At 45.8% G+C, this 25,794-nt stretch carries 19 protein-coding genes; 13 read left to right on the forward strand and 6 right to left on the reverse strand.

What is annotated here, in order from left to right; translation table 11 throughout:
* Nucleotides 1-49: 49 nt before the first annotated feature.
* Entirely contained in the window at nucleotides 50-1,174 is a 1,125-nt protein-coding gene (locus ACIFSR_RS20520) for an NAD(P)-binding domain-containing protein (protein ID WP_430059605.1), read from the reverse strand.
* Nucleotides 1,175-1,461: 287 nt separating this feature from the next.
* On the opposite strand from ACIFSR_RS20520, the gene nfsA reads away from it, so the two are divergent.
* From nfsA to ACIFSR_RS20585, 13 genes are all read left to right on the forward strand, one after another.
* Complete coding sequence (nfsA, locus tag ACIFSR_RS20525; RefSeq protein ID WP_430059607.1) at nucleotides 1,462-2,214, forward strand: oxygen-insensitive NADPH nitroreductase; 753 nt, start codon at nucleotides 1,462-1,464, stop codon at nucleotides 2,212-2,214.
* 354 nt (nucleotides 2,215-2,568) lie between these two features.
* A complete protein-coding gene (locus ACIFSR_RS20530) occupies nucleotides 2,569-3,927 on the forward strand; it encodes an LLM class flavin-dependent oxidoreductase (protein ID WP_430059609.1) in 1,359 nt (452 codons plus the stop codon).
* An 81-nt stretch (nucleotides 3,928-4,008) separates the two neighbouring features.
* Nucleotides 4,009-4,983: an aldo/keto reductase family protein gene (locus tag ACIFSR_RS20535; RefSeq protein ID WP_430059611.1), complete on the forward strand. Its 975-nt coding sequence runs from the start codon at nucleotides 4,009-4,011 to the stop codon at nucleotides 4,981-4,983.
* Between the two features lie 149 nt (nucleotides 4,984-5,132).
* A complete protein-coding gene (locus tag ACIFSR_RS20540; RefSeq protein WP_339204706.1) occupies nucleotides 5,133-5,723 on the forward strand; it encodes a PadR family transcriptional regulator in 591 nt (196 codons plus the stop codon).
* Nucleotides 5,720-7,561, forward strand: coding sequence for an ABC transporter ATP-binding protein (locus ACIFSR_RS20545; protein ID WP_430059613.1), 1,842 nt, complete (start codon nucleotides 5,720-5,722; stop codon nucleotides 7,559-7,561). The genes ACIFSR_RS20540 and ACIFSR_RS20545 overlap by 4 nt, the downstream gene beginning before the upstream one ends.
* 27 nt (nucleotides 7,562-7,588) lie before the next feature.
* Nucleotides 7,589-9,352: an ABC transporter ATP-binding protein gene (locus ACIFSR_RS20550; protein ID WP_430059615.1), complete on the forward strand. Its 1,764-nt coding sequence runs from the start codon at nucleotides 7,589-7,591 to the stop codon at nucleotides 9,350-9,352.
* Entirely contained in the window at nucleotides 9,327-11,210 is a 1,884-nt protein-coding gene (locus ACIFSR_RS20555; RefSeq protein ID WP_339204703.1) for an ABC transporter ATP-binding protein, read from the forward strand. Before ACIFSR_RS20550 ends, ACIFSR_RS20555 begins: the two co-directional genes overlap by 26 nt.
* A 73-nt stretch (nucleotides 11,211-11,283) precedes the next feature.
* Entirely contained in the window at nucleotides 11,284-12,228 is a 945-nt protein-coding gene (cysK, locus tag ACIFSR_RS20560; protein ID WP_430059617.1) for a cysteine synthase A, read from the forward strand.
* A gap of 1,395 nt (nucleotides 12,229-13,623) precedes the next feature.
* On the forward strand, nucleotides 13,624-14,556 hold the full coding sequence (locus ACIFSR_RS20565) for an AEC family transporter (protein ID WP_339204700.1): 933 nt from the start codon (nucleotides 13,624-13,626) through the stop codon (nucleotides 14,554-14,556).
* A gap of 135 nt (nucleotides 14,557-14,691) precedes the next feature.
* The gene (locus ACIFSR_RS20570; RefSeq protein ID WP_339204699.1) at nucleotides 14,692-15,384 is read left to right on the forward strand and encodes an ABC transporter ATP-binding protein; all 693 of its coding nucleotides are present in this window, start codon (nucleotides 14,692-14,694) and stop codon (nucleotides 15,382-15,384) included.
* Nucleotides 15,368-16,393, forward strand: coding sequence for an efflux RND transporter periplasmic adaptor subunit (locus tag ACIFSR_RS20575; protein WP_339204697.1), 1,026 nt, complete (start codon nucleotides 15,368-15,370; stop codon nucleotides 16,391-16,393). The genes ACIFSR_RS20570 and ACIFSR_RS20575 overlap by 17 nt, the downstream gene beginning before the upstream one ends.
* Before the next feature lie 81 nt (nucleotides 16,394-16,474).
* A complete protein-coding gene (locus ACIFSR_RS20580) occupies nucleotides 16,475-19,366 on the forward strand; it encodes an FtsX-like permease family protein (protein WP_430059619.1) in 2,892 nt (963 codons plus the stop codon).
* A gap of 3 nt (nucleotides 19,367-19,369) precedes the next feature.
* Nucleotides 19,370-20,257, forward strand: coding sequence for an ABC transporter ATP-binding protein (locus tag ACIFSR_RS20585; RefSeq protein ID WP_430059621.1), 888 nt, complete (start codon nucleotides 19,370-19,372; stop codon nucleotides 20,255-20,257).
* 69 nt (nucleotides 20,258-20,326) lie between these two features.
* Here ACIFSR_RS20585 and ACIFSR_RS20590 read toward each other — a convergent pair whose 3' ends face one another.
* The 5 genes from ACIFSR_RS20590 to ACIFSR_RS20610 form a co-directional block, all read right to left on the reverse strand.
* Nucleotides 20,327-21,208: a sulfurtransferase gene (locus ACIFSR_RS20590; RefSeq protein ID WP_430060405.1), complete on the reverse strand. Its 882-nt coding sequence runs from the start codon at nucleotides 21,206-21,208 to the stop codon at nucleotides 20,327-20,329.
* Between the two features lie 11 nt (nucleotides 21,209-21,219).
* Nucleotides 21,220-22,530 carry an LLM class flavin-dependent oxidoreductase gene (locus ACIFSR_RS20595; RefSeq protein WP_430059623.1) on the reverse strand — a complete coding sequence of 437 codons (1,311 nt, stop codon included), beginning with the start codon at nucleotides 22,528-22,530 and terminating at the stop codon, nucleotides 21,220-21,222.
* A 16-nt stretch (nucleotides 22,531-22,546) separates the two neighbouring features.
* Nucleotides 22,547-23,410 (reverse strand): carbohydrate ABC transporter permease, encoded by an 864-nt coding sequence (locus tag ACIFSR_RS20600; RefSeq protein ID WP_430059624.1) that lies wholly within the window; start codon nucleotides 23,408-23,410, stop codon nucleotides 22,547-22,549.
* A 15-nt stretch (nucleotides 23,411-23,425) separates the two neighbouring features.
* The gene (locus ACIFSR_RS20605) at nucleotides 23,426-24,358 is read right to left on the reverse strand and encodes a carbohydrate ABC transporter permease (RefSeq protein ID WP_339204690.1); all 933 of its coding nucleotides are present in this window, start codon (nucleotides 24,356-24,358) and stop codon (nucleotides 23,426-23,428) included.
* 63 nt (nucleotides 24,359-24,421) lie between these two features.
* Entirely contained in the window at nucleotides 24,422-25,771 is a 1,350-nt protein-coding gene (locus ACIFSR_RS20610) for an extracellular solute-binding protein (protein WP_430059626.1), read from the reverse strand.
* Nucleotides 25,772-25,794 lie beyond the last annotated feature (23 nt).

Here is a 25,794-nt window from a genome sequence, read left to right on the forward strand (position 1 = left end):
AGGAAAGCGAAGGAGCAAGTGAATGTTGCATTCATTTGCTCCGGCTTTATTACGTATGCTGCTGGATATGAGGAATAATGGATCGGCATGCTTGGCGCAAGCCTGCAACGAAGCCGAAAGCGGGACCATGAGTAAAGGTCGCTAGTGGGCCGGCAAAGTAAAGTCCAGGTATGCTGCTTTCAAATTGAGCGTTTAGCAGAGGGAATTTTGCATTAGAATTAGGCTCTCGCTCGATATGCTGCAATACGTGGAGCGGCAGAAAAGGAACTTGGTCAAGATTGATCTGATAGCCGGTAGCGGCAATAACATGATCGACGATGCGAGTTTCATTGTTTCCAAGCTGAAGCAGCACCTTGCCATCAATCGTAGCTTCTGCATGTGCAATGGCTGCGCCGCCAGTCATCGTCACTTTCCCTTCTACGTAGGGCTTTAAGAAAGGAGCAACACTGCTTTGACGCGGTGTATTTCGCCGCTCCGCCTTGAGCTGGTCGGACTGTAGATAGAACTGTTCAGCGGAGTCAATGAGCTTCTGGCCAGATTCGACATTATCCTCGCTTGCATACTGAACGGCGTCACGCCGGAACAAAAGCTCAACCTCGCTTCCAGCCATATGAAGCAGTGCGGCAGCTTCCCAAGCGCTTTGGCCGCTGCCGATAACAGCTATCTTCTTGTTTGCGTAGGGCTTAAAATCACGATGAGCGAAGGTGTGAGAAATAAGCTGAGGCGGCAATGTGCTTAGTACTGGAGGGATGTAGCTATAATGCTGCAAACCTGTAGCTATGACCACATGTTTGGCTTGATATTGCTTACATTCGTGAGTGATCACGCTGAAGCCTGAGGATGAATAATGAAGCTCTGATACGTGCTCCGAAGTGAAGGAGATATCGGTTTGTTTGGCAAACCATAAGGCATAATCAACAAAATGAGGACGAGGAAAGGGGGGCTGCAGTTCTATGCCGGTTTCGCAGCTAAATCGTTCAATGGTGAATTCATCATTCTTATCGGAGAGACTGATGTAGCGGGGATGGGTGCGAATGAACATATTTTGCGGCATTTGCTCCTTCCAGAAAAACATAGGTTTGCCCAGAAGGACATAGGACATTTTGCTTGCGGCTGCATGAGCGGCAAGTGAAATTCCGTAGGGGCCGGCGCCAATAATGATGAGATCAACCACAGATATCACCTCCATTTGAGTTGTTTTGATTTTATGCCGAGTATTATACTAAGAATAATATGTTTTGCAATACACTTTTTTCTAAAAGGTACGATAGATCGTATTGCGAACAACAATGATGATTGACAAAAGATTTATTACGTGATAAATTTTCAGTACATTTTTCGCACTAAAACAGTTTGAATAATCGGAATTATAGTTCTACCGGAAAACCGGAGACAACAGTTGATCTGTGTCTTCGGTTTTTTTGTTTCAAGAGCACTTATTCATGTAGAGGAGGTATAGCAATGAACGAAGTTATTGCTTTATTAAAAAACCATCGCTCCATCCGCAAATATAAAGACTCGCCCATTCCTGAGCAGCATTTGGAACAAATCATATTGGCAGGGCAAGCAGCCTCCACCTCATCCAATATCCAAGCTTACAGCGTAATTGCTGTAAAGGACTCTGAGCGGAAACGAAAGCTTGCGAAGCTTGCCGGCAATCAGCAGCAAATAGTTGAAAGTCCGGTGTTTCTCATCTGGTGTGCCGATCTAAATAAAGTCAGATTGGCAGCAAGGCTGCATGAGGATGTAGAGCTTCGTCAGAACGTGGAGCTGTTTCTGCTCGGAACGATTGACGCGACTCTGGCTGCTCAAAATGCGGCAATCGCTGCGGAGTCGCTTGGTTATGGGATCGTTTATATCGGTGGAATACGCAATAATCCTAAAGAAATAGCTGAATTGCTTGAACTGCCTGAGCTTGTCTATCCGGTGTTTGGCATGTGCGTTGGCGTTCCTGATCAAGAGCCCGATCTTCGTCCAAGATTGCCGCTCGCAGCTGTCTATCATCAAGAAACGTATAAGCAGAGCGGGTTGGAGGATGAAATTATTGCTTACGATTCGATCACTCGGGAGTATTATGCTACGCGCAAAGGTGGAGGCAAAGGCGGAGAGCAGGAAACAAGGTGGTCTCGTGAAATGTTAAGAAGGTTTAACTCGGATCGGCTGCGTGATCATTTGCATGACTTCCTTGTAGGTCAAGGGTTCAAGCTGAAATGAGCCCGTTTAATAAAATATAATACGACCGGACCACCGGAGATTTAGCAGACGATAAGCTAAGTCTCTTTTTTTATTAGTTAGGCTCATTTTATTTGGAATCTTATCTTGTTTTTTAAACTAACGGGAAAAACTCCAGCTAATTTTGCGAATTATTCAAAAAGGACTCAATTAACAGGAAAAGTTCCTGTTAATTGGGCGGAAATAAGCGGTTTTATCAGAAAATGCCTAAAATAACAGGAGAAATTCCTGTTAATTACTCAAGTGGCACCGAAAAGTGTGGTAAAGAAACGAAGCCTGAGAATCAACATTGAACTTAAAGTGTTTTTATAATGAACCGAAAATGAGGGATGGCAAATGAGCGAGATTAAGCGGGACAAGAAGGCGCATTTTAACGTGTTTTTGCGTGGAGCGGGTCATCATTCTGCCGCGTGGAAACACCCGGATTCGAATCCAAAGGAGGATTTGGATTTGGAGTATTATGCGAACATTGCAAAGATTGCGGAAAGAGGGCTGTTTGATTCATTGTTTACAGCCGACAACTATTCCGGACTTGGCAGGAGATTGGAGCCATTTACGCTTCTCTCTGGGCTTGCTGCGCTGACTAAGCATGTTGGACTTATCGCAACTGTTAGTACAACCTATAACGATCCTTACCATGTAGCGCGCAAATTCGCTTCGCTGGATCATATCAGCAAAGGGCGGGCTGCTTGGAATATCGTAACGGGGCATTCGCAAGATGATGCTGAAAACTTTAATAAAACGGAGCACCCAGACGTGCAAAAGCGCTACGAAATCGGCGATGAATTTGTTGAGGTGACGAAGCAGCTTTGGGATAGCTGGGAAGAGGATGCGCTGATCTATGACAGAGCCGCAGATGTCTCATTGGACAAAAGCAAAGTGTATGAAATTAACTTTAAGGGCAAATATCACACGGTAAAAGGACCGCTCAACATCCCTCGGCCACCACAGGGATATCCGCTTCTAGTGCAAGCGGGCTCCTCGGAAAACGGCAAGGAGCTGGCTGCCAAAACAGCGGATGTTATTTTTACAGCACAGCAAACATTAGGCGCTGCTCAGGCGTTTTATGCGGATGTGAAGGGGAGATTGCAGAAGCATGGAAGGACGCCGGAGCAGCTGCTCATTATGCCAGGGCTTAGTCCGATTGTGGCCGATACGGAAGCAGAAGCCCGCGATATCGAGGATGAGTTTAACGGACTGCTGAATACGAAGCAAGCGTTAAAGCGGCTTTCAAACTATTTTACAGTCGATTTGTCAGAATATCCGCTTGATAGTCTTGTTCCAGTCGATAAAGCAAAGCCGTACGGAACGATAACGACAGGCATTACAAGCCGGCAGGAGGTAGTGGTGGATGCCGCGGTACGAGACAAGATGACGATTCGGCAGTTTCTTGCTCGAAGCGCAGCCGGCCATGGTCATGTATCGTTTACGGGTTCTGTATTGCAAACGGCTGATTTCATTGAAAGCTGGATTAGAAATAACGGCGCGGACGGCTTTAATATTTTGCCGCATATTTATTACAGCGGGTTGGAGACATTTGTTGATAAGGTCATTCCTGAGCTGCAAAATCGCGGACTCTTCCGAACGGCCTATGAGGGCAAAACGCTGCGCGAGAATTTAGGGCTGGAAAAGCCAGAAAACAAACATAAAGCGATATGGGCTTTAAGCAGAGAAGCAGAAAAGATAAACGGCTGATTTCCATAACGAGGCAGCAGCTCTCATTCCGCTGCTGCAGCAGCAAACTAACGTTTGTATACATTTGAGGAGGTTTTTCATATGGCGATTCAATATCGAAATTTAGGCGCAAGCGGATTAAAGGTTAGTGAGATTAGTCTCGGGAGCTGGCTGACGTATGGCGGTTATGTCGAGCGTGAAAATGCAGTGAAGTCGATTCAAACGGCGTATGATCTTGGCATTAATTTTTTTGATACAGCTAATGTGTATGCGAAGGGCGAAGCCGAGAAAGTAGTCGGAGAAACGCTGCGTGCTTATCCTCGTGAATCCTATGTGCTGGCGACCAAGGTCTATGGAAAAATTGGCGATGGACCGAATGATCGCGGGCTCTCTCGCAAACATGTGATCGAATCGGCAAATGCAAGCTTGAAGAGGCTTGGGCTTGAATACGTAGATGTATTCTACAGCCATCGCTTTGATCAAGAGACGCCGCTTGAAGAAACACTGCGCGCCTTTGAGGATTTGGTCCGTCAAGGCAAGGTGCACTATGTCGGTGTCAGCGAATGGACGGCTGCTCAAATAACTGAAGCGTTCGCCATAGCAGACAAATATTTACTAGATCGTATTGTCGTGAATCAGCCTATCTATAATCTGTTCGAGCGCTACATCGAGAAGGAGATTATACCGCTAGGCATTAGAAAAGGCTTCGGGCAGGTCGTGTTCTCGCCGCTTGCGCAGGGGCTGCTCACAGGGAAGTACTCTTCCAATCAACAAGTACCAGAAGAGTCGCGAGCCGCCAAGCAAGAAAATTTTAAAAACCGCATAACGGAGGAAAAGCTGGCGAAGGTTGAGCTGCTGAAGGAAATCGCATCAGAATTGGAGCTAACGGTAGGTCAACTGTCATTAGCATGGATTTTGCGCCAGCCGAACGTATCCAGCGCTTTGATTGGAGCAAGTCGTCCCGATCAGGTCGAAGAAAACGTGAAGGCATCGGGAGTGGTGCTTGATCATGAGACACTAGAACGTATTGCAGCGGTTATCGATAACGGCCCTGTATCTACACGAGGTTCATTCTAATCATCTCTGGCCGAAAATGAGCAAAGTCCAGTAAAGAGCATCTCGTTACTGGACTTTGTCATGAAATCGCAAGAAGTAATTGCCAGTTAACGATATATCGTATAGTATGTAAATTAATACGATATATCGTTAACGAAGGAGATTACACTATGACGAAAGAATGGCAGCCAGAGGAACAGTTGTTTTTACATCATGCGAATGAAAGGGAGGGACACGGCTCGGGCAGACGTTTTTTCAGCCGCGGCGGAGTCAAATATGCTTTGCTGGCACTGCTTGAACAGGAGGGCATGCACGGCTACCAAATGATGAAGGCGCTTGAGGAGCAATCAGGAGGCACCTATAAACCAAGTGCTGGCTCCATTTATCCCACGCTGCAAATGCTGCGGGATCAAGGATTTGTAGAGTCCTCCAAGCAAGACGGCAAAAAGGTGTTTGAGATTACTGAGGAAGGCAGAGCTTATTTACTGGAGGAGAACGATAATGCTGCAACGGGAATGGAACGCCCTGAGCAGAGTGAATCCGAAGACGAAGGCGCTCCCTTTGAGAGAAGAAAGCCGAACCGTCGATTAACGCCTGCTGGCAAGGAGCTGCTGCATTTACTGAAGGCTGCAGAACGAGCGGCTGTCACTGATCCGAGCAAAGCTGCGCAGCTGCGCGTCATCCTGGATGACCTTCGAGTATCGCTTCGCCAAATCACAACACAATCCGAATGTGACTGCAGAGAAGGCGGCGCGATATGAGAGAGCAGCACAATTCAGCGCCGGCGTTTCGAGGCGGGGCAGGAATGGGCGGCATGAGAAAATTCGGAACAGGCGAGAAAGTAAAGCCTGCCAGCATTTACAGCATGTTTATACGAATATATGCGCATGCGCGGACACAATTGCCCGCATTAATTGCAGCAGTTGCTTGCGTTATCGCCATATCGCTGCTTGAATTCATCGTTCCGCAGCTAACGAGACTGACGATTGACCACATCATTCCGAATAAGCTTTTTAATAAACTTCTGCTTATCGGTGGCGGCGTCATGGGAGCAGCTGTTGCGCTCGGTGCTTTGCGCTATATTAGCACGTCCCTTATGGCGTCTATCGGTCAAAGGGTGCTTTACAATTTGCGAAACGACTTGTACCGCCATATGCAAAGCCTTGATATTTCTTTCTTCGATCGCAATCGTACCGGTGATTTAATGTCTCGGGTTACGAATGATGTAAGCATCCTACAGCAAATGATTTCCTCCAGCATGATGCAGTTGTTTACCGATTTTTTCACCTTTACGGCCATTGCGGTTTATATGCTGTGGATCGATTGGAAGCTGACGCTGATGCTGCTTGCGACCTTCCCTTTTATGATTTTGACAACTAGATTTTTCAGTAAAAGAATGCGCTCCTCGTTCCGAACGGTACAGGAATCGGTGGCTGATGTAAGCGATCATCTGCAAAATACGTTAACCGGCATCCGCCTTATTAAAGCGTTTACTGCCGAGAATTACGAGTCTGAACGATTCTCCGAACGAACACAGAAAAATATGGATGCGAATATTCAGGTGACTCGCCTGCGAGCTGCTTATGAACCTATTATTGATTTTCTTAATTTTCTTGGTCTTGCAATCGTCCTTGTTTTTGGCGCATGGCTTGCGATGAAAGAACAAATGACAGTGGGTACAATCGTTGCTTTTATAGCTTATCTCAGACTGCTGCAAAACCCGATTCGTCACTTCAGTCGCATTATTAATACGATTCAGCAATCGGCCGCCGCTTATGAACGCATTATGGAGGTTATGAACACGAAGGCTGAAATTATTGAAAAGAAAGGAGCTGTGAAGCTTCCGCCAGTGAGCGGGCATATTGTTTTTGATCATATTGATTTTGCTTATTCAAAGGATTCGACTGTGTTAAACGATTTTCAATTGGAGCTTGCGGCAGGCAAGGTGACAGCGCTTGTTGGATCTTCGGGCTCTGGCAAAACAACCATTGCACATCTCATCGCTAGATTTTATGAACCACAGTCTGGCGACATCACGATTGATGGTTACTCCTTAAAGGATATAACGATCACGTCTCTTAGGGAGCAAATCGGCATCGTATCACAGGATATCGTGCTATTCAATGGCTCTATTGAAGAGAATATTCGGTACGGCAATCTGCAAGCGACAGATCAGGAAGTGTTGGCAGCGGCAAAAGCGGCAAATGCTGCCGGCTTTATAGAATCGTTCCCGCAGGGCTATGAGACGCAAATTGGCGAGCGAGGCGTGAAGCTGTCTGGCGGGCAGAAGCAGCGGCTTTCTATTGCGCGGGCGATTCTAAAAAATCCGCGGATTATTATTTTGGATGAAGCTACTGCATCACTTGATACCGAATCAGAGCAGCATATTCAAGACGCGCTCGCACAATTATTGCAAGGCCGGACTTGTCTCGTCATCGCGCATCGTCTGTCTACGATTCAGAAGGCAGATCGAATTTACGTGCTGGAGCAAGGTGAAATCGTCGAGCATGGAACGCATGATGAACTGCTCAATCATCAAGGCCGGTACAGTCAGCTCTATGAGCTGCAATTCCCGCAAAAGGATGTTTCGGAACAATAATTTTGAAAAATAGGAAGTGGTCGCTTCTTGAAATCAAAAAGGCTGTTGGCCGATTTTTTTCGGAGTACGTGGCATATTTACCTGTTCTCTCTCTTTTTTCATTTGATTTCTAACCTGATCAACGTTTTTTTTCCAAAGGTACTGGGACAATTCACGGATAAGCTGCAAATCGGGGGGTTAACAAGCAAGCTTATTGTGGATTACAGCTTATTGCTGCTGCTTATTGGCGTTGGGCAGGTGCTGTTTAACGGCATCGCGATGTATTTGGTTATGTATGTAGGAAGAAAATTTGAATTTGTTGTTCGAAGAGGGCTATTCAAGCATTTTATACAAATGGGCGAACGGTTTTATTCAAAAAATGGTGTAGGCAAGCTGCTCAGCTACTTTATGAACGATGTTACAGCTGTAAGGGAATCGATCTCAATGGGGGTGAATTCAACAGCGAATGCGTCGATGCTGCTCGTGGCTTCCATAACGATGATGCTTGTCAGCCATATTCCTTATTATTTGATTTTGGCTTCGATATTTCCGCTGCTGCTTATCCCTTTTATCGTCGTATATCTCGGACCTATTATTAGAAAACGGTCGCTTGAGGTGCAGGAATCTCTAGGCCTCATGACAGAGACGGCAGAGGAGCAATTCGGCGGCATTCGTGTAACGAAAAAATTTGCGGTAGAAGACATTATGAATGAACGCTTCGGCAAAACGGTCGACCAGATCAGGCTGAAGCAATTGCGGCTAGTGCGCGTTTCTTCTTTTTTCCAAGCGTTGATTCCGTTTCTAGGAGCAATTTCTTTAATCGTCGCGCTTGCTTTTGGCGGTTACATGACGATCACGAAGCAAATTACGCTGGGCAACTTTGTTGCATTGACGCTTTATATTAGAATGCTGATGAATCCACTCCAGCAGATCGGCAATGTCATTAATTCCATTCAACGTTCTCGCGCTTCACTTGAGCGTCTAAACGGCTTATTGTCGCAGCAAACCGAAATTATGGAGCTTCCTAATGCGAAAGAAGTGAATTTGACAGACGCGGGCATTACGATTCGTAATCTATCCTTTTCATACGATCCATTGTCTAGTCCAGTACTGAAAAATATTAACCTTAACGTTAAATCAGGCTCAACACTTGGTATTATCGGGCGAACAGGGAGCGGCAAGACAACATTGATGAAGCTGCTGCTTCGCACCTATGACCCGCCTCCAGAGACGGTATGGTATGGAGAAACAGATATAAGAGGAATGTCGCTTGAAAGCTTGCGAACTCAAGTTGCCTACGTACCGCAGGACGGCTTTTTGTTCAGTACCACAATTAGAGAAAATATTGCTTTCTCTAACCGAGAGCTTGAGCTTGAAGCGGTTGAGCAAGCTGCGAAGCAAGCTCAAATTTATAATAATATTGCTGAGCTGCCTGATCAGTTTGAAACGAGGCTCGGCGAGCGCGGATTAACTTTATCCGGCGGTCAGCGTCAGCGCACAAGCTTAGCCCGCGGAATGATTAAGAATGCTCCGATTATGATTTTGGACGATAGTGTCAGTGCCGTAGATGCGGTGACAGAGAAGGATATTATAGAAGCGATTCAAACGGAAAGAGACAGCAAAACGACGATCATTATTGCGCACCGAATTAGTGCAATCAAGCATGCGGATGAAATCATTGTGATGGATGACGGCTTGATTGTGCAGCGGGGCACTCATATAGAGCTGCTCTCGCAGCAAGGACTCTATGCGACGCTTCATGCGATACAGGAGGAGGGAAGTCAACATGCGACCGGCACAAGCCATTCATAATTGGCAGGCAGATCAGAAGGCTGATCCGAATCAACCGGAGCAGAAACCGGAATATGTCTCGGCCTTCCGCACATTGTTCGGGTATGCGAGACCTCATCTATGGGCTTTTATTGGTGTGTTTTGTTGTACGTTAATCGCGATTTTATCTGATTTGTTCCAACCTTTTTTAATGAAAATAGCGATCGATGACAATTTATTATCCGGCAAAAATGACTACAAAGGGTTGTTAACCATTTGTTTCATATATCTGGGCTTATCCATGTCTAGTTTGCTTTTTAGCTATTTGCAAAACAATCTGCTTCAAAATATTGGGCAAAGCATCGTGTCGCGCATTCGCAAGCAGCTGTTTGGTCATATTTTGAAGCAGTCTATGCGGTATTTCGATCGGATGTCGAGCGGCAGCTTAATTACGCATGTCTCAAGCGATACGGAGGCGCTGAACCAGTTTTTTAATCAGGTGCTGCTGAGCCTGTTTAGGGACGGACTTACACTCATTTTTATCATGGTGATGATGTTTCAATTAGACACGGAGCTGGCGCTTTATTGCTTGATTTTATTGCCGATCATATGGGCGATTGCAATTGCCTTCCGCTCGTTTATGCGCACGACCTATCAGCTTGCTAGAACGAGGCTATCTCGGCTTGTAGCGTTTGTTGCCGAGAACCTGTCGGGGATGAACCTTGTACAGGTGTTTCATCAGCAGAAGGAGCAAGAGAAGCAATTCAATGAGAGAAACAGCTTATATTTTAAAGCAAATCTTCGGGAAATTCGGACGAATGTTGTGTTTGGCCGAACCTTTGATATTTTGAGCAATTTATCGATTGCCTTTGTGACATGGCTCGGCGGGAATGCTGTTCTTGGCCACCAGCTGGAATTCGGCGTATTGTATGCGTTTATTACGTATATCCGCCAGTTTTTTCAGCCGATTAATACGATCACGCAGCAATGGAATACGTTGCAGTCTGCTACCGTTGCCATTACAAGAATTTGGGGCGTGTTCGCGAATAAGCCGGACATTACAGACCGCGAGCTTGATTCGATTGAGCTGCATAAGACGGATAGCGAAGAAGAGGCGGATGAACGTCAAGCGTCTATATCCACTTTGAGCTTGGAGCAGGTGAAGGGCCAAATCGATTTTAATCGGATCTCCTTCTCCTATGAGGAAGGAATTCCGATCATAAAGGATTTGGATTTGCATATCCATTCGGGTGAGCTTATTGGCGTCGTAGGTACGACAGGAGCGGGCAAAAGCTCGCTGATCAGCTTATTGTGCAGATTCTATGATGTGAAGGAAGGCAGCATAAGAATAGATGAGATTGATGTAAGGGATATCCCGCAAGCAACCTTGCATCGACTAGTCGGCTTGGTTCAGCAGGAGCCTTATCTGTATTCGGGCAGCATTATCGAGAATATAAGAATGTTCGACGAATCCATTTCTCGCGAGGAGGTTATTCGTGCCTGTGAATTTGTAGGCGCGGATACGATTATCCATAAGCTGAGGGATGGCTATGATACGATGCTGTCAGAACGCGGCAGCGGTTTATCCGCTGGTGAGCGGCAGCTGATTTCTTTTGCGAGAATTATTGTGTTCAAGCCTAAGGTGCTTATTTTGGATGAAGCGAGCGCTAACTTGGATTCTCATACGGAACAATTGATTCAAAATGCGCTTCAGGTCGTATCGCAGGATCGAACAACCATTGTAATTGCGCATCGCTTGTCGACGATCATGCAGGCGGATCGGATTATTGTGATGAGCCACGGTGAAATCGTGGAGCAAGGCAATCATCAGGAGCTGCTGGAGCATGATGGACATTACAAGGAGCTATATGAGCATTCGCAAGGCAATATTGCTGTATAAAACTCTTTTTGCGCCATATTTACTTTTTTCGGCACGAGCCGCTAGGCCATTCATCATATAGGAGGCAGATTAGATGAGTCATGTTGTCAATCATATTACGGATTTGATAGGAAACACGCCTTTGGTTCGTTTGAACAGGGTCGTGCCGGACGGAAGTGCAGAAATTTATTTGAAGCTGGAGTTTTTTAATCCAGGCAGCAGCGTAAAGGATCGAATTGCCATCAGCATTATTGAAGAGGCGGAGCGGGAAGGGAAGCTGAAACCGGGCGATACAATTATTGAGGCGACGAGCGGCAATACGGGTATTGGCATTGCATTGGTAGCCGCAGCTAGGGGCTATAAAGCGGTGCTTGTTATGCCGGAGACGATGAGCTTGGAGCGCCGCAATCTGCTGCGGGCATACGGTGCGGAACTAGTGCTTACGCCTGGAGCCGAAGGGATGAAAGGAGCGATTCGCACCGCGAAGGAGCTGCAAGAGAAACATCCCGATTATTTTCCAGCGCTGCAATTCGATAATCCGGCAAATGTGAAAATTCACCGGGAAACGACGGGCCCTGAAATCGTAAGAGCGGTGGAGTCGCTTGATGGTAAGCTGGACGGTTTTGTAGCAGGTGTGGGAACAGGAGGCACAATTACGGGCGCTGGCGAAGTACTGCGCGATCGTTTCCCCGATATCCATATTGTAGCTGTTGAGCCGTCCTCATCGCCGGTTTTATCGGGAGGAGCGCCTGGCCTGCACAAAATTCAAGGCATTGGCGCGGGTTTTGTACCTTCGATATTGGATGCCGATATTTATAACGAGATCATTCAAGTGAGCAATGATAATGCATTCGAGACAGCTAGAAGAGTGGCCAAGGAGGAAGGAATCTTAGGCGGCATTTCTTCAGGAGCAGCTATATATGCCGCTATTCAATTGGCGCAGAAGCTGGGCACCGGCAAGCGGATCGTTGCTGTTATCCCAAGCAACGGCGAGCGCTACTTGTCAACGGTGCTGTATCAACAGGAACAGCAGCTTTAAGCTTTGGTAATAGTAGAAGGACGGACAGCCCGAGGCGATATAGCCAAAGGCTGTCTTTTATTTGCTGCGTATGGTGGGAGAGTAAGGCAGTAACAGGCTTAGACTGCTTTGGAGTGAGGGGTTAGGTTAACATGATTGGTTAATTGACTAAACGATTGTTGCTTTGTTGGATGAGCGCCACATGGGGTCTAAGTCTGGTTTCTAGACTTATTTGCACGAATCAGGCTGGTTTGGTGGGAATAGATTTAGTTTCTAGATCTATTTTTTGCTGATTTGCCGATTAGATGAGGATATTGGGGCAATTTACTTACGGATAAGACTAGTTTCTAGTCTTATTCGCACGAAATAAGCTAATTTGATGGAAATAGAACTAGATTCTAGTTCTATTTCTGCTGATTTAATACTTTGGTGGGTATATTGGGTCGATTTATTTATGGATAAGTCTAGTTTCTAGTCTTATTCGCACGAAACAAGCTGATATGATGGAAATAGAACTATTTTCTAGTTCTATTTCTGCTGATTTAATACTTTGGTGGGGATAGTGGAGTGAGTTACTTACGGATAAGACTAGTTTCTAGTCTTATTTGCACGAAACAAGCTGATATGATGGAAATAGGTATATTTTTTAGTTCTATTTTTGCTGATTTGTTGCTTGGACGGGTATATTGGGTCGATTTATTTATGGATAAGACTAGTTTCTAGTCTTATCTGCACGAAACAAGCTAATTTGATGGAAATAGGTCTATTTTTTAGTTTTATTTTTGCTGATTTGGTACTTTGGCGAGGATATGGGGCGATTTACATTAGGATAAGACTAGTTTCTAGTCTTATTTGCACGAAATAAGCTGATATGATGGAAATAGGTCTATTTTTTAGTTCTATTTTTGCTGATTTGGTACTTTGGCGAGGATATGGGGCGATTTATTTACGGATAAGACTAGTTTCTTGACTTATTCGCACGAAACCAGCTAATTTGATGGAAATAGAACTAGTTTCTAGATCTATTTCAGCCGATTCGCGGCTTAGAGGGGATATGGGCTGATTCACCGAATGGATGAGCATGTGAATTGATTTGCAGCATCGGACATTACAGCAAGTCACATAAATCGCAGATTCACACAAATCACAGCTAGTCACTACAAATCACTGCAAATCACTGCAAATCACTGCAAATCACAGCCAATCACTGCAAATCACACAAACCACAGCAACTCACAGCAACTCACAGCAACTCACTGAAGATCAACCGCTTAGTCACAACAACCAGCCCCACATGAATGCTTGCCTTATCAAGCATGAACCTATTAAAATGAGGAAGCGATCTTAGTCGCAGTCATGGCCATTTCCGACACTATCATTTTTCACACTATATAATAGAAAGAAGCAGATGTAGCGATGAATATTTTCTTTCACATTTTAATGACAAACGTGCTTCCGATGGTCATCATGATTGGGCTTGGCATTATTATTCAAAGAGCGTTCAAGCTGGATATTAAAACGTTATCGAAGCTGAATTTTTATTTATTTTCACCGGCTATTATGTTCGACCTTTTATATAAAACGGACATTTCTGCCCAAGTGGTAGGGAGAATCTTATTGTTTTTTGTGCTGTTTATGGTTACGCAATATATTATCGTTGAGCTGGTTGTTAGAATAAGAGGGTATCAGCCAAGCATGAAAAGCGCGATGCGCAACAGCGTATTGTTCTACAACAGCGCAAATTACGGCATACCGCTCAATCAGCTGGCTTTTGCAGGCAACGAGAAAACACTCGCTATTCAGATATTAATTATGATGATGCAATCTCTTATACCGAACACGTATGGCATATATAACGTCAACGCGCACAAAGCCGATATGCGAGCGATTTGGCGGACAATTATATCAATGCCGATTATATATGTCATCCCACTTGCCTTCCTGCTCAGAGGATTCGACGTTCCCATCCCGCAGCCTATAGCTACACCGATCGGTTACTTATCTGCAGCGTTTATCGGTACAGCGCTTATCACGCTGGGCGTACAGTTGGGCAATATGGAGTGGAAAATAAAGCGCTCACTCCTCATCGATGTCAGCATATCGGGCATACTCAGACTGATTGCCGGTCCTTTGCTTGCGTGGCTGATCGTCTGGCTGATGGGACTCGACAAGCTGACGGCAGCCGCACTCATCGTTTCATCAGCTGTCCCCACTTCACTCAGCAGTGTGCTTCTCGCTGTAGAGTTTGACAACGAGCCAGAGTTTGCCTCGCAATCTGTTTTTGTCTCTACCATTTTAAGCATAATCACCGTTACTGCAGTCATTTTTTTCTTAAATCTTGATATCTAGAAATTAGTGAACCTATCAACCTCTTAATTTTGAGTTTGTTAGGTTTTTTATTTCTTGTGCAACAAGATGGACAAGGTTAAAATGGAAAAAGATACAAGGGTAATCGATTTATTGGAAATGGAGGTCTATTACTAGATGCTGCCTATCACGCATGATATTATTCATGCAAGCGCTTTAAAAAGAACATTTGGACGTGGAAGCGGTGCAGTTACCGTATTAAAAGGTGTTGATTTGTCGATACCATCCGGCAAGCTTATTGCGTTTAAAGGAAGATCAGGTTCTGGAAAAACGACGCTTATTAATTTGTTAAGCGCACTGGATCGTCCGACCGAAGGAAATATTACGTTTGCTGGACGCGATTTGACGGCGATGTCGAATCATGAGAGAGATATGGTACGCCGCAAGGAAATGGGGCTTATTTTTCAATCCTTTGCGCTCATTCCTCTAATGTCCGCCTATGAGAACGTGGAGTTTATATTAAGAGTTTCAGGTATGGCCGCAAACGGCCGCAAGGAAGCAGCGATTAACGCTTTAGAGCAAGTTGGCTTAAAAAGCCGCATGCATCATCGGCCATTCGAGCTATCGGGCGGCGAACAGCAGCGAACAGCAATAGCACGGGCAATTGCCCATAAGCCGAAGCTTCTTTTGGCAGACGAGCCTACAGCTGAACTGGATAGCCGCACAGGCTTGCAAATTATGAAAGTGTTTCGTGATTTGGTAGAAATGGCAGGAATGACAATCATCATGACGACACATGATCCTGCAATAATGGAAATTGTTGACCATGTTTATGAATTGGAGGATGGACAAATTGTCGCAAAAGCTTAAGCCGATACTCGGCTGGTCATTCGCGCTGCTTCTTAGCGCTTCACTAACAGGGTGCTCCTTGCTTCCTGCCGAGGAGGCTGCCTTGAAACCTCCTCTTGTTAAGCCGGCGCAAGAGAATTACCGCACGGTAACGGTCGAGAAGGGGACAATCACACAAGAAATTAAAGGAAGCGGAAGCCTGGAGTCGACACAATCGGAGATTGCACAGTTTAAAGGACAAGGCGGCCGTATTGCGAAGATGATGGTAACCTCGGGAGCGCAGGTGAAGAAAGGAGATGTCTTGGTTCAGCTTAATGTAGATGGACTGGACATTCAATTAAAGGAACAGCAGCTCGCCCATGCCAAAGCTAAGCTTTCATTTAAACAGGCCAAATTAGGCGGTGACAATGATGCGATCGATATCGCTAAGCTGCAAATGGATATTGAGCAGTTAAAGCTGGATCGTTTGACGGCGACCTTTAACAGCAAGCAGCTTGTTGCCGAAATGAACGGCCAAGTAACTTTCGTAGAGGATCTGAAGGAAGGCGATTTTGTTGAGGCTTATCAAACGCTTGTTGTCATATCCGATCCATCTCAGCTGCGCCTGGCACTGCGAGTTGAATCAGGTGCGGAAATTAGCAGCGTTGATGTTGGTTTCCCAGCAATGGTTACCTTCGGGTCTGAAGAAGTGAAAGGGAAAGTTGTACAGACACCATCATCGGCTCCTTCAACGCTGAACCAGCAGCTTCAAGATCGTTACTCCAAAACATTATTTATTGAAGTGCCGAAAGTGCCTGGAAACGCCACAATCGGAGCGTTTGCTGATGTCAAAATTATTTTGCAGCAGCGTGATGATGTACTCAAAATTCCACGCAGCGGCGTGCGCAGCTTCCTTGGCAGAACCTTCGTAAGAACGCTTGAGGATGGCAATAAAATTCGTGAGATTGATGTCGAAACGGGCATAAAAGGCTCGACGGAAATTGAAATTACGAAGGGCTTGGAAGAAGGCGCGATTGTTGTACTTCAATAATGAGTCTGTATAGAACGATTGATAACCATCAACTAGCATCATAGGAAGGTTATGAGCCGTTTACGCTTGGGGGGTTTTGAAGTGGCTTTGTTTATTATGATTATTCGTAAAATGGTGCAAAATAAGTGGTTGGTCGGGAGCTTGTTTATAGGCTTAGTCATGTCCGTAGCCTTGGTAAGCAGCATGCCGATTTATTCGGAAGCCATTTTATCGAGGATGCTGGTCAAGGATTTAGAGACTATGCAGAGCGAGCGGGGGATATATCCCGGCAATCAATACAATAAACTTTTTTACACGAAAGAAACACCGGAGCAAGTAAATAAGATTTATACAAAAGTAGATCGCTACATACGTGAGCAAGCACAATCCAACTTTGGCATACCGGTGCAGGAGCTTATCGTTGATTTTCAATCCAGATCAATGAAGATCAGGCCGGAGAATGATCCAGAGCCAGATACGAAAAAAAATCTCAAGACGATGTCGCTGCGCTCCTTCAGTGATCTTGAAGAGCATATTACGCTGACGGACGGCAGAATGCCGGCTGAGCAGCAGCCAGTTGATGGCGTTTATGAGGTACTTGTTACAGAACGAAGCCTAGTTCAGTTCAAAACAGTACTGGATTCAAAGTTTTATGTGAACGACGATAAAATTGCCGGGGAAATAGCATTTAAGCCGGTAGGGGTATTTAAGAAAAAGCAGGATGACGACCCCTATTTTAGAGATACGGATCTAAGTGAGCTAAGCTCAAGCTTTGTCATTAGTGATAAACTCGCTAAGCAGCAGCTCATGCAGGAAAGCCGGATTCCGGTAGCGTCCGTTGGTTGGTTTTTTGTATTGGATTATTCTAAGCTTGAGCTAAGCTTGGTAGATGGCTTCATACAAACAACGAATAAAATTCGCAACGTTATGCTTAATAATGTAACGATGTATCAAGCAGTCTCGGAAACACCGGCTCTGGATACGATTTCGAAATACATGGTGCGGGCAGAACAGCTGAAGACGCTCATGTGGTCGCTTAATGTTCCTGTTTTGATTATGCTCGGGTTCTACATGTTCATGGTATCCAATCTAATTGCGGATCGGCAAAAAAATGAGATTGCTGTTCTGCGAAGCAGAGGAGCTGCACGTTGGCAGGTTATTAGCTCTTATGCAGTGGAAGGCATTATTTTATGCGGCATCGCCTTTGGTGTGGGTCCTTTGCTTGGCGTCATCCTAACCGAGATGCTTGGTGCATCCAATGGTTTCCTTGAATTTGTACAGCGCGTTCGACTGCCTGTCAAACTTACGGACGAGTCTTTCCGTTATGGAGCGATTGCCTCCGGCGTTTGTTTTGTCATTATGATGATTCCTATCATTATGGCTACTCGCGTTTCTATTGTTGGTCATAAGCAGCAGCTGGCTAGACTTTTGAAATCACCGTTATGGCACAAAATGTTCCTTGATGTGATTGCATTAGCGTTAGCTATTTATGGCTTATACACATTCCGGAAAAGGCTTGCTGATTTGCAAAGCTTAGGTTTAAATGCAGATGATTTGAACATCGATCCGCTGCAATTTGTTGTTCCTGCTTTGTTTATTATGGGTGCAGGTTTGCTCTTGCTTCGTTTGTACCCGTGGGTTCTTAGACTCATCTATTGGATCGGCAAGAAATGGTGGCCGCCTTCCGTATATGCAACACTAATTCAGGTTGGACGCTCCAGTTCGCAATATCAGTTTTTAATGATTTTTCTTATTATGACGATTGCTACCGGGGTATTTAGCGCTTCAGCGGCAAGAACGATCAACAATAACACAGAGGATCGAATCAGGTATGGCAATGGCGCAGAGGTCGTATTGACTACACAATGGATGAACGATGCACCGCCGCCTCCACCTCCGGGAGCACCGTCAACGCCAGCGCAGGATTTAGCTATGCTCGCGCCAGTCCATTACTTGGAGCCGGCATTTGAGCCCTTTAAAGCACTCAAAGGCGTAGAGCATGCAGCTAAAGTATTTAAGAAAGAAGTCGCCTTTAGCGTAAATGAAAGCAATGGCCCTGCAACGTTAATTGGTATTGATTCCGATGAGTTTGGTGAAACAACGTGGTTCCGTGACAGCTTGCTTGACTATCCGCTTAATGATTATTTGAACCTGCTTGCAGCAGATCCGCAGGCTGTTCTCATATCGCGGACGTTAGCCGATCAGAACAAAGTGAAGCCTGGCGACACGATTTGGGTAGGCTGGAGCGATGTACCGCAACAACCGTTCAAGGTGTATGGCATCATTAATTATTTCCCAACCTTTAATCCGAATCCTGCTGTAGGCAGCGTAAATGTTAGTGAAGATAAAGATACATCGGGTGGCCGTGCTCCGATGCTGATCGTTGGCCATTTGCCGCGTATTCAAGTTCAGCTTGCACTTGAGCCTTACGACGTCTGGCTTAAATTAAAGCCGGAGGTGAGCACTTCCGAGTTTTATGAAGGGCTTAAGGAATCGAAGCTTCCGATTACGAATATTGTCAATACAAGAGAGAAGCTGGTAACTGCCAAAAACGATCCGTTCCTCATGGCACTAAACGGTATTTTGACATTAGGTTTCGTCTTGTCGATTCTGGTTAGCTTTATCGGGTTTCTATTATATTGGGTATTATCACTCCGAGGCCGGACCTTGCAAAATGGTATTTTGCGCGCGATTGGCCTATCGCTGAGACAGCTTATCGGCATGCTTGGGGTTGAGCAGCTGTTAACATCGGGCGTTGCCGTTTTTATTGGAATAGGTGTCGGAAATATCGCGAGTCGATTATATGTGCCTAACTTCCAAATTGCGTTCAATCCAAGCAGCCTTGTACCGCCATTCAAGGTCATGTTCGATGCAACGGATTTAATACGGATCTATGTGCTTGTCGGCTTTATGTTGGTCATTGGACTAGGCATATTAGCTTATATGCTATCGAAGCTGCGTATTCATCAAGCGATCAAGCTAGGGGAGGATTGACGGATGATTCATTGCGAAGGGCTTGTCAAAATATACAAAACAGCCGACCTAGAGGTATTCGCCCTGCAAGGCCTCGATCTTCAAATTGAAAGCGGCGAGCTGATGGCCATTATTGGCAACAGCGGCAGCGGCAAATCAACGCTGCTGAATATGCTTGGCGGGCTTGACCGTCCGACGGCGGGGAAGCTGACCGTTGACGGAAGAGATATGCTGAAGTTTAAGGAGCGCGACTTCGTTCGGTACAAGCGAGAGAGCGTAGGTTTCGTCTGGCAAAATAATGCGAGAAATTTGATTCCTTATTTAACCGCGCTTGAAAATGTAGAGCTGCCTATTTTGCTAACAGGCAGTCGCAAGCGCTGGAGAGCAAAGGAGCTGCTTGACGCCGTTGGCCTAAGCCACCGTGCTTCAAATAAGCTATATGAATTATCAGGGGGAGAACAGCAGCGGGTGGCAATCGCCATTGCGCTCGCCAATCATCCTAAGCTGCTGCTTGCGGATGAGCCTACTGGGTCGGTAGACTCGCGAATGGCTAATCAGATTTTGGACTTATTTCGTGAACTGAATCGTACGATTGGCATTACCGTTGTTATCGTTACGCATGATCCAGAGCTTGCGAAGAAGGTAGATCGTGTAGCGGCCATAAGAGACGGCAAGATTTCATCCGAAATGCTGCGCAAACGTTCATATGCGGAAGAGCTGGCGGAGCTTGAGCAGGAGGATGAGGAAGGCACGCACGTAGAATATGCGGTGCTTGATAAAGCGGGCCGATTGCAGGTGCCTTCCAACTATTTGGAATCCATCGGTGTGAAAAACTCGAATAAGCTGCGCGTAGAGCTTGGAGACGGCAAGATTATCCTGCTGCCTCCTGAGGAGAAAGAAAAAGCTGAGTAAACTATTCAATGGCAAAAAGAGCTGTGCATGGTCTGCAATGACCGTTGCACAGCTCTTTTTCTTGCAAGCCTACAAGTTAGATAAGCTAGAGAATGAGGCGTTCGATTGGCTCACTTCGGTAAACTCGTCGTTGCCCCATTCATCCCAAGAGCCTTCATAGGGGCGAATATGAGGATAGCCCATTAGTCGCAAAGTAAAATAAGTATGCGCTCCGCGTTGATTTGTCTGGCAATAAGGCACGATTGTTTTTGCAGGGTCAATGCCAAGAGCATCAAATTGCTGCTTTAAATCTCGACAAGCTTTGAAACGCACGACGCCATCTTGATCTGCCCCTTCTAGGGAATCGTTCCACTCTCGATGAACTGCGCCAGAAATATGCCCGCCCTTACGATTCGAGCGTTGATCAGCTCCGGTGTATTCTAAAGCGGAACGTGTATCGACAAGAAGGCAATTATCGAGCCCAGCTTGGATAGATGCTTTTGTGACAACCAGCTCTGAATGAGCAGATAACGTCAGTGCTCCTTTAGAGGGTAGCGGCAAATCTATTGTTGTTTCATAGCTCGCCGCTGTCCACGCAGCGAAGCCGCCATTCAATAGCTTCACTTGGTCCTTCAGACCATAATACTCTAGCACATAAAAGACGCGTGCCGCTAACACTCCGCCTCCATCATCATAGACGATGATAGTTGAATCATTGCTGACGCCAACATTTTCAAGCAAATAAGCAAGAGCATCCGCGGCAGCAAATGTGCAGCTTGAGCTATCCTTTAATGCTTTGGCGTCTAGCCAGTACGCCCCTGGAATGTGGTCTGCTTCATATCCGCTGGCTCTGACATCTAATAAAACGATGTTCGGCTCTTGGTAATAGTTTTTAAGCCAATGAGCGTCTGACAGCAGATGTTCATTGGGGTAATTTAAATCGCTCGTATTCGTTATGTGAGCACCCTCCAGATCTTAATAAGTTACAACGGACTGAAGCCGAGGTTTTCACGCAAATTTTGTCCAGCATACTCGCTAGGAAATAATCCTCGCCTTTGCAGCTCAGGAACGACTAGTTCGAGAAAGGCATCAATACCGCCAAATGCCAGCTGAGGCATAACGCTAAAGCCATCAGCAGCACCATTTACGAACCAATGCTCCATAATATCAGCTACTTGGTTAGCTGTTCCAGCAATGCTTAGCTGACCGTTGCCTACCCAATATTTCTCGAGCAGCTCCCGGAGTGTCAGCTGTTCATTATCAACAATCTTTTTGACCATCTGATAGAAGGTTTGATACGCATTAACTTGGCCCATATCAGGCAGCTTCGGAAAAGGATCATCCAGTGCATATCCCGAAAAATCGATGCCAAGCAAATTGGAAAGAGACATGACGGAACGTTCTATTGAACCGAGCTGCTGCAGCTCTCTCGCAATGTCACGAGCTTCAGCCTCCGTTTCACCAACAATAACATGAATGCCCGGCAATACTTTAATATCATGCGGGGAACGTCCGGCTTTGACTGTTCTTTCTTTGATGTCTTGATAAAACAGCTGCGCGTCTTCAAATGAGTTTTGGACGGTGAATATAAGCTCGGCATATTGAGCAGCTAAATTTCTGCCATCCTCTGAGGCTCCGGCTTGGATAAGCAGAGGCCTTCCCTGTGGAGGGCGCATCATATTAAGCGCACCGCGTACGGAATAATAATCCCCCTGATGCTGTATATCATGAACCTTGTTCACGTCGGCATACACACCGGATGTTTTGTCTTGAACGAGCGCATCGGCTTCCCAGCTGCTCCACAATTTGAGCACGACCTCTGTGAATTCCCGCGCTCGCTCGTAACGTTCTGCATGAGCTGGCAATTGCTCCAGCCCAAAGTTGAAGGCTGTACGTTCTACGCCAGTAGTTACAATGTTCCAACCAGCTCGCCCGCCGCTTATATGATCAAGCGAGGCGAATATTCTAGCTGTGTTATAGGGCTCGGTGAAGCTTGTAGAAACGGTAGCAATAAGGCCGATTCGCTCCGTTACGGTCGCAATTGCAGATAACAATGTCAGTGGTTCGAAGCCGAAGATCGGACCATGCTGGACTGCTTTTGCTTCAATAGACAGACCATCCGCGATAAATAGGGAGTCTATCCGGGCGGCTTCCGCTTTTTTGGCGATCCGCAGGAAATGACTGACGTCATGAATTTCATCCAGCTTCGTGCTTGCATGACGCCAAGCTCCTTTGTGAGCGCCCGCATTGTGTAGAAACAAATTTAAAATCATTCTGCGATTAGGCTCGCTCATCTGGATCACCTCCTGTTTATTTCATGCCGCTAAGCGCAATTCCACGAATGATTTGCTTCTGGAAAATAAGAAAAATAACAATAAGCGGAGCAATTGAAATCGTTGTTCCTGCCATAATTAAGATCCAATTGCTCGTATCCTTCAGCTCGCTGGAAAAATAAACAATCCCGACGGGCAGTGTGAATTTCTCCTCCGTTTGCAGCACGATGAGCGGCCAGATGAACTGGTTCCAGTTCCCGATAAAGGTAAGAATAATCAAAGTGATAATAGCTGGCTTCACTAGTGGGATCGCGATATGCAGCAGAATACGCCATTCATTAAGTCCATCAATGCGAGCCGCATCCAGCAAATCAGAGGGAATGGAGTCCATAAACTGCCTCATAAGAAAGATGCCGAAGGCCGTAATAATACCGGGAAACAGCACGCCCCAATAAGTATCGGACCAGCCTAATTCATTCGCAATTAAATACCAAGGGATGATGAGCATCTCTGTTGGAACCATTAAGGTGCTGATTATGAGCAGAAAAATGAGCTGTTTGCCGACGAATGAAAATTTGGCAAGCACGTACCCTGCCGCTGTATCGAAGATTAGAACAGTAGAGGTTGCAATTAGAGAGATGATGAGCGTATTTTTGATCCATTGTGCAAAAGGAGCCTTTTTGAATATGGCAGCGTAGTTGTCAAAGGTTATCGTCTCAGGAATTAAGCGTAGATTGTAAACGTCCTGAGGAAGCTTGAAGGAGGTAGCGATCATCCATAAAAACGGAAACAACATGATGCCGACGCCGAGCGTTAGCAGCAAATAAATGACAAGCGTGCGAAGCCTCTCTGCGGGGGACTTTACGTGTTTCTGTGTTTTGTAAACGCTTTGTGTGCTCACTGATTCGTCCTCCCATCAATATTCTACTTTTTTGTTCAACACTTTTAATTGAAGCAGCGTAAGCACCAAAATGACGACGAACAAAATAACAGTAGCAGCTGCGGCGCTGCCCATCTTAAACTGCTGAAACGCTAAATTGTAAATATGGAGCACCATCGTCGTTGTCGCGTTCAGCGGTCCTCCATTTGTCATACTCAGCACCTGTCCGAATGATTGTAAATAAGAAATAACGCCAATGACAGCCGAAAAAACGATGACGGGATTAAGCAGCGGAAGCGTAATATGACGGAATTTCCGCCATGCGCTTGCGCCATCGATAGCTGCCGCTTCATAATACATGCGTGGAATCGCTTCAAGCCCTGTCATAAAGATAAGCATTTGAAAGCCGGTGCTTTGCCATATCATCGTTAATGTAATGAGAATAAGCGCTTGACGCGGCGATTGCAGAAACAATTGCGGTTCGAGACCGAGATTTAATAACATCTCGTTTAACCAGCCGTTGCGCATGAGAATCCACCGGAATACCCAGCTTACTGCGACGATGCTTGTGACGTAAGGGATGAAGTACACGGTACGGAACAAGCCGCGCAGCCGCTTGATATTGTGAAGCAGCAGTGCGACAAATAGCCCAACGATCAGCTGTCCGGGAACACCAATAACAACAAATTTGAACGTATTGGCGATCGACTTGAGGAAGATTTCATCTGTGAACAGCGCCTTGAAATTCGCCAGTCCAACATAAGGTTTGCTCGGGGACAATAAATCCCATTCACGAACGCTCACATTGAAGGCATACAGGATGGGGAGCAACCGCGTGCTGAGGAAATAAAGCAGAGGAATTCCAAGCGTAATATAAATAAACAAATAACGCTGCGTGCGGTAGGATAAACGTGTGAGGAACAGTTCTCGGCTTTTGCGTACGGTTAGCTTTAAGGCATGTGCAATCATAATGGAACTCACCTCCATTTCATCAAAAGAAAGGCGCTCGCTCTAGGCCGAGCGCCCTTATTATTACTTTTTGTCTGCAGCAGCCCAATAGTCGTCATAGAGCTTTTGCGTTTTGGCTACAAGGTCTTGAAAGGCTTTCTCGACCGGAACTTTATTGAGGAGCACTTCATTTGTCGCATCAACAAACAATGTTTTTTCTTGGGTTTCGTCGATGAAGAAATGCGCGCGGCTATCGTCCAATTGGGAAATAAATGGCCCTAGCTTCTCGTCGTTTACATATTTATCCTGCGTCGCAACAGCTTTTTGTGCTGGAAGCTCTCCAATTTGCTCTACCCATTTCTCCTGAACCTCTTTGCTCGTTAGAAATTCCAAAAATTCAGAAGCAGCCTTCAGCTTGTCGCCTTCAACATTTTTGGGAATGGCGTTCGCCCAGAAGGAGGACGGAGCTGATTTGGTTTTGTAGGATGGAAGAGGTGCAACGCCATAGTTTAAATCTGGAAAGTCCTTCTTAATGGAGCCAAGTCGGAAGGAACCGTCGATATTAATAGCTGCATGACCGGTCATAAAGGCATTGCTGTCATTCTCATAAAATCCGTTAATCCCAACCTTATGCTTCACGGCAAAATCGATTAAATATTGAAATGCCTCCAAACCTGCAGGTGTTTCTGCCCATAATATTTTGCGTCGATCATCGCTTAAGTCTTGACCGCCTGCTTGATGCAGCAGACCATCTCGATACCAGTGATGCAGCTGCGCGCCGGGCTCCCATGCGAAACCTTCAGTGACAAACTGCCCTTTGGCATCTGTTTCTGTCAGTTTCTTGGATACGTCTACCAGCTGCTCCCATGTCGTAGGAAGCTCAGTAATATTGGCTTTGGACAATAGATCCTTATTGTAGAACAAGGCGAGTGTGCGTACGGCAGTAGGAATAGCGTAATAAGAGCCATTAATTTTTGCGGCGCTGACTAATGGGTAAAAATTGCTTTCAATTTCCGCAGTTGGAAAATGATCATCAGGCAGCGGCTGCAAGTAGCCGGATGAGACGTATTTCGGCAGCCAGCCATAGTAGAGGTTAATAACATCTGGGCCTTTGCCGGCTGGCACCAGCGTAGCAACCTTCTGATTGTATTGATCATAAGGGAAGTTGGTTTGTTTTACGGTAATGTTCGGATGTAAGGTTTGGAATTCTTTTATGAGTTCGTTGATCAGTTCAACCTTGGCTGGAAATTCATATTGCCAATATTCAATCGTCACTTTTTTATCCGTTTCTTTGTCTGTTGCCTTATCGGTTGGTTTTTCCGTTGCTTTATTTTGTTCTGTGCTGTTTGCTTGATTGTTGCTGCCGCAGCCTGCTAGAGCAAGTGCGATGATAAGTGATCCTGTAACGATAGAAACTGAGCTTTTTTTCTTCAATGGTATCCACTCCTTTTTTTATA

The sequence above is a fragment of the Paenibacillus sp. NRS-1760 genome (assembly GCF_050467785.1).
Taxonomy (GTDB): Bacteria; Bacillota; Bacilli; order Paenibacillales; family Paenibacillaceae; genus Pristimantibacillus.

Coding starts and splice junctions, on each gene's coding strand:
- ACIFSR_RS20605 (WP_339204690.1), bottom strand. CDS start 24,358: ATGATTGCACATGCCTTAAAGCTAACCGTACGCAAAAGCCGAGAACTG.
- ACIFSR_RS20570 (WP_339204699.1), top strand. CDS start 14,692: ATGCTGCCTATCACGCATGATATTATTCATGCAAGCGCTTTAAAAAGA.
- ACIFSR_RS20530 (WP_430059609.1), top strand. CDS start 2,569: ATGAGCGAGATTAAGCGGGACAAGAAGGCGCATTTTAACGTGTTTTTG.
- ACIFSR_RS20540 (WP_339204706.1), top strand. CDS start 5,133: ATGACGAAAGAATGGCAGCCAGAGGAACAGTTGTTTTTACATCATGCG.
- ACIFSR_RS20545 (WP_430059613.1), top strand. CDS start 5,720: ATGAGAGAGCAGCACAATTCAGCGCCGGCGTTTCGAGGCGGGGCAGGA.
- ACIFSR_RS20565 (WP_339204700.1), top strand. CDS start 13,624: ATGAATATTTTCTTTCACATTTTAATGACAAACGTGCTTCCGATGGTC.
- ACIFSR_RS20595 (WP_430059623.1), bottom strand. CDS start 22,530: ATGAGCGAGCCTAATCGCAGAATGATTTTAAATTTGTTTCTACACAAT.
- ACIFSR_RS20535 (WP_430059611.1), top strand. CDS start 4,009: ATGGCGATTCAATATCGAAATTTAGGCGCAAGCGGATTAAAGGTTAGT.
- cysK (WP_430059617.1), top strand. CDS start 11,284: ATGAGTCATGTTGTCAATCATATTACGGATTTGATAGGAAACACGCCT.
- ACIFSR_RS20555 (WP_339204703.1), top strand. CDS start 9,327: ATGCGACCGGCACAAGCCATTCATAATTGGCAGGCAGATCAGAAGGCT.
- nfsA (WP_430059607.1), top strand. CDS start 1,462: ATGAACGAAGTTATTGCTTTATTAAAAAACCATCGCTCCATCCGCAAA.
- ACIFSR_RS20585 (WP_430059621.1), top strand. CDS start 19,370: ATGATTCATTGCGAAGGGCTTGTCAAAATATACAAAACAGCCGACCTA.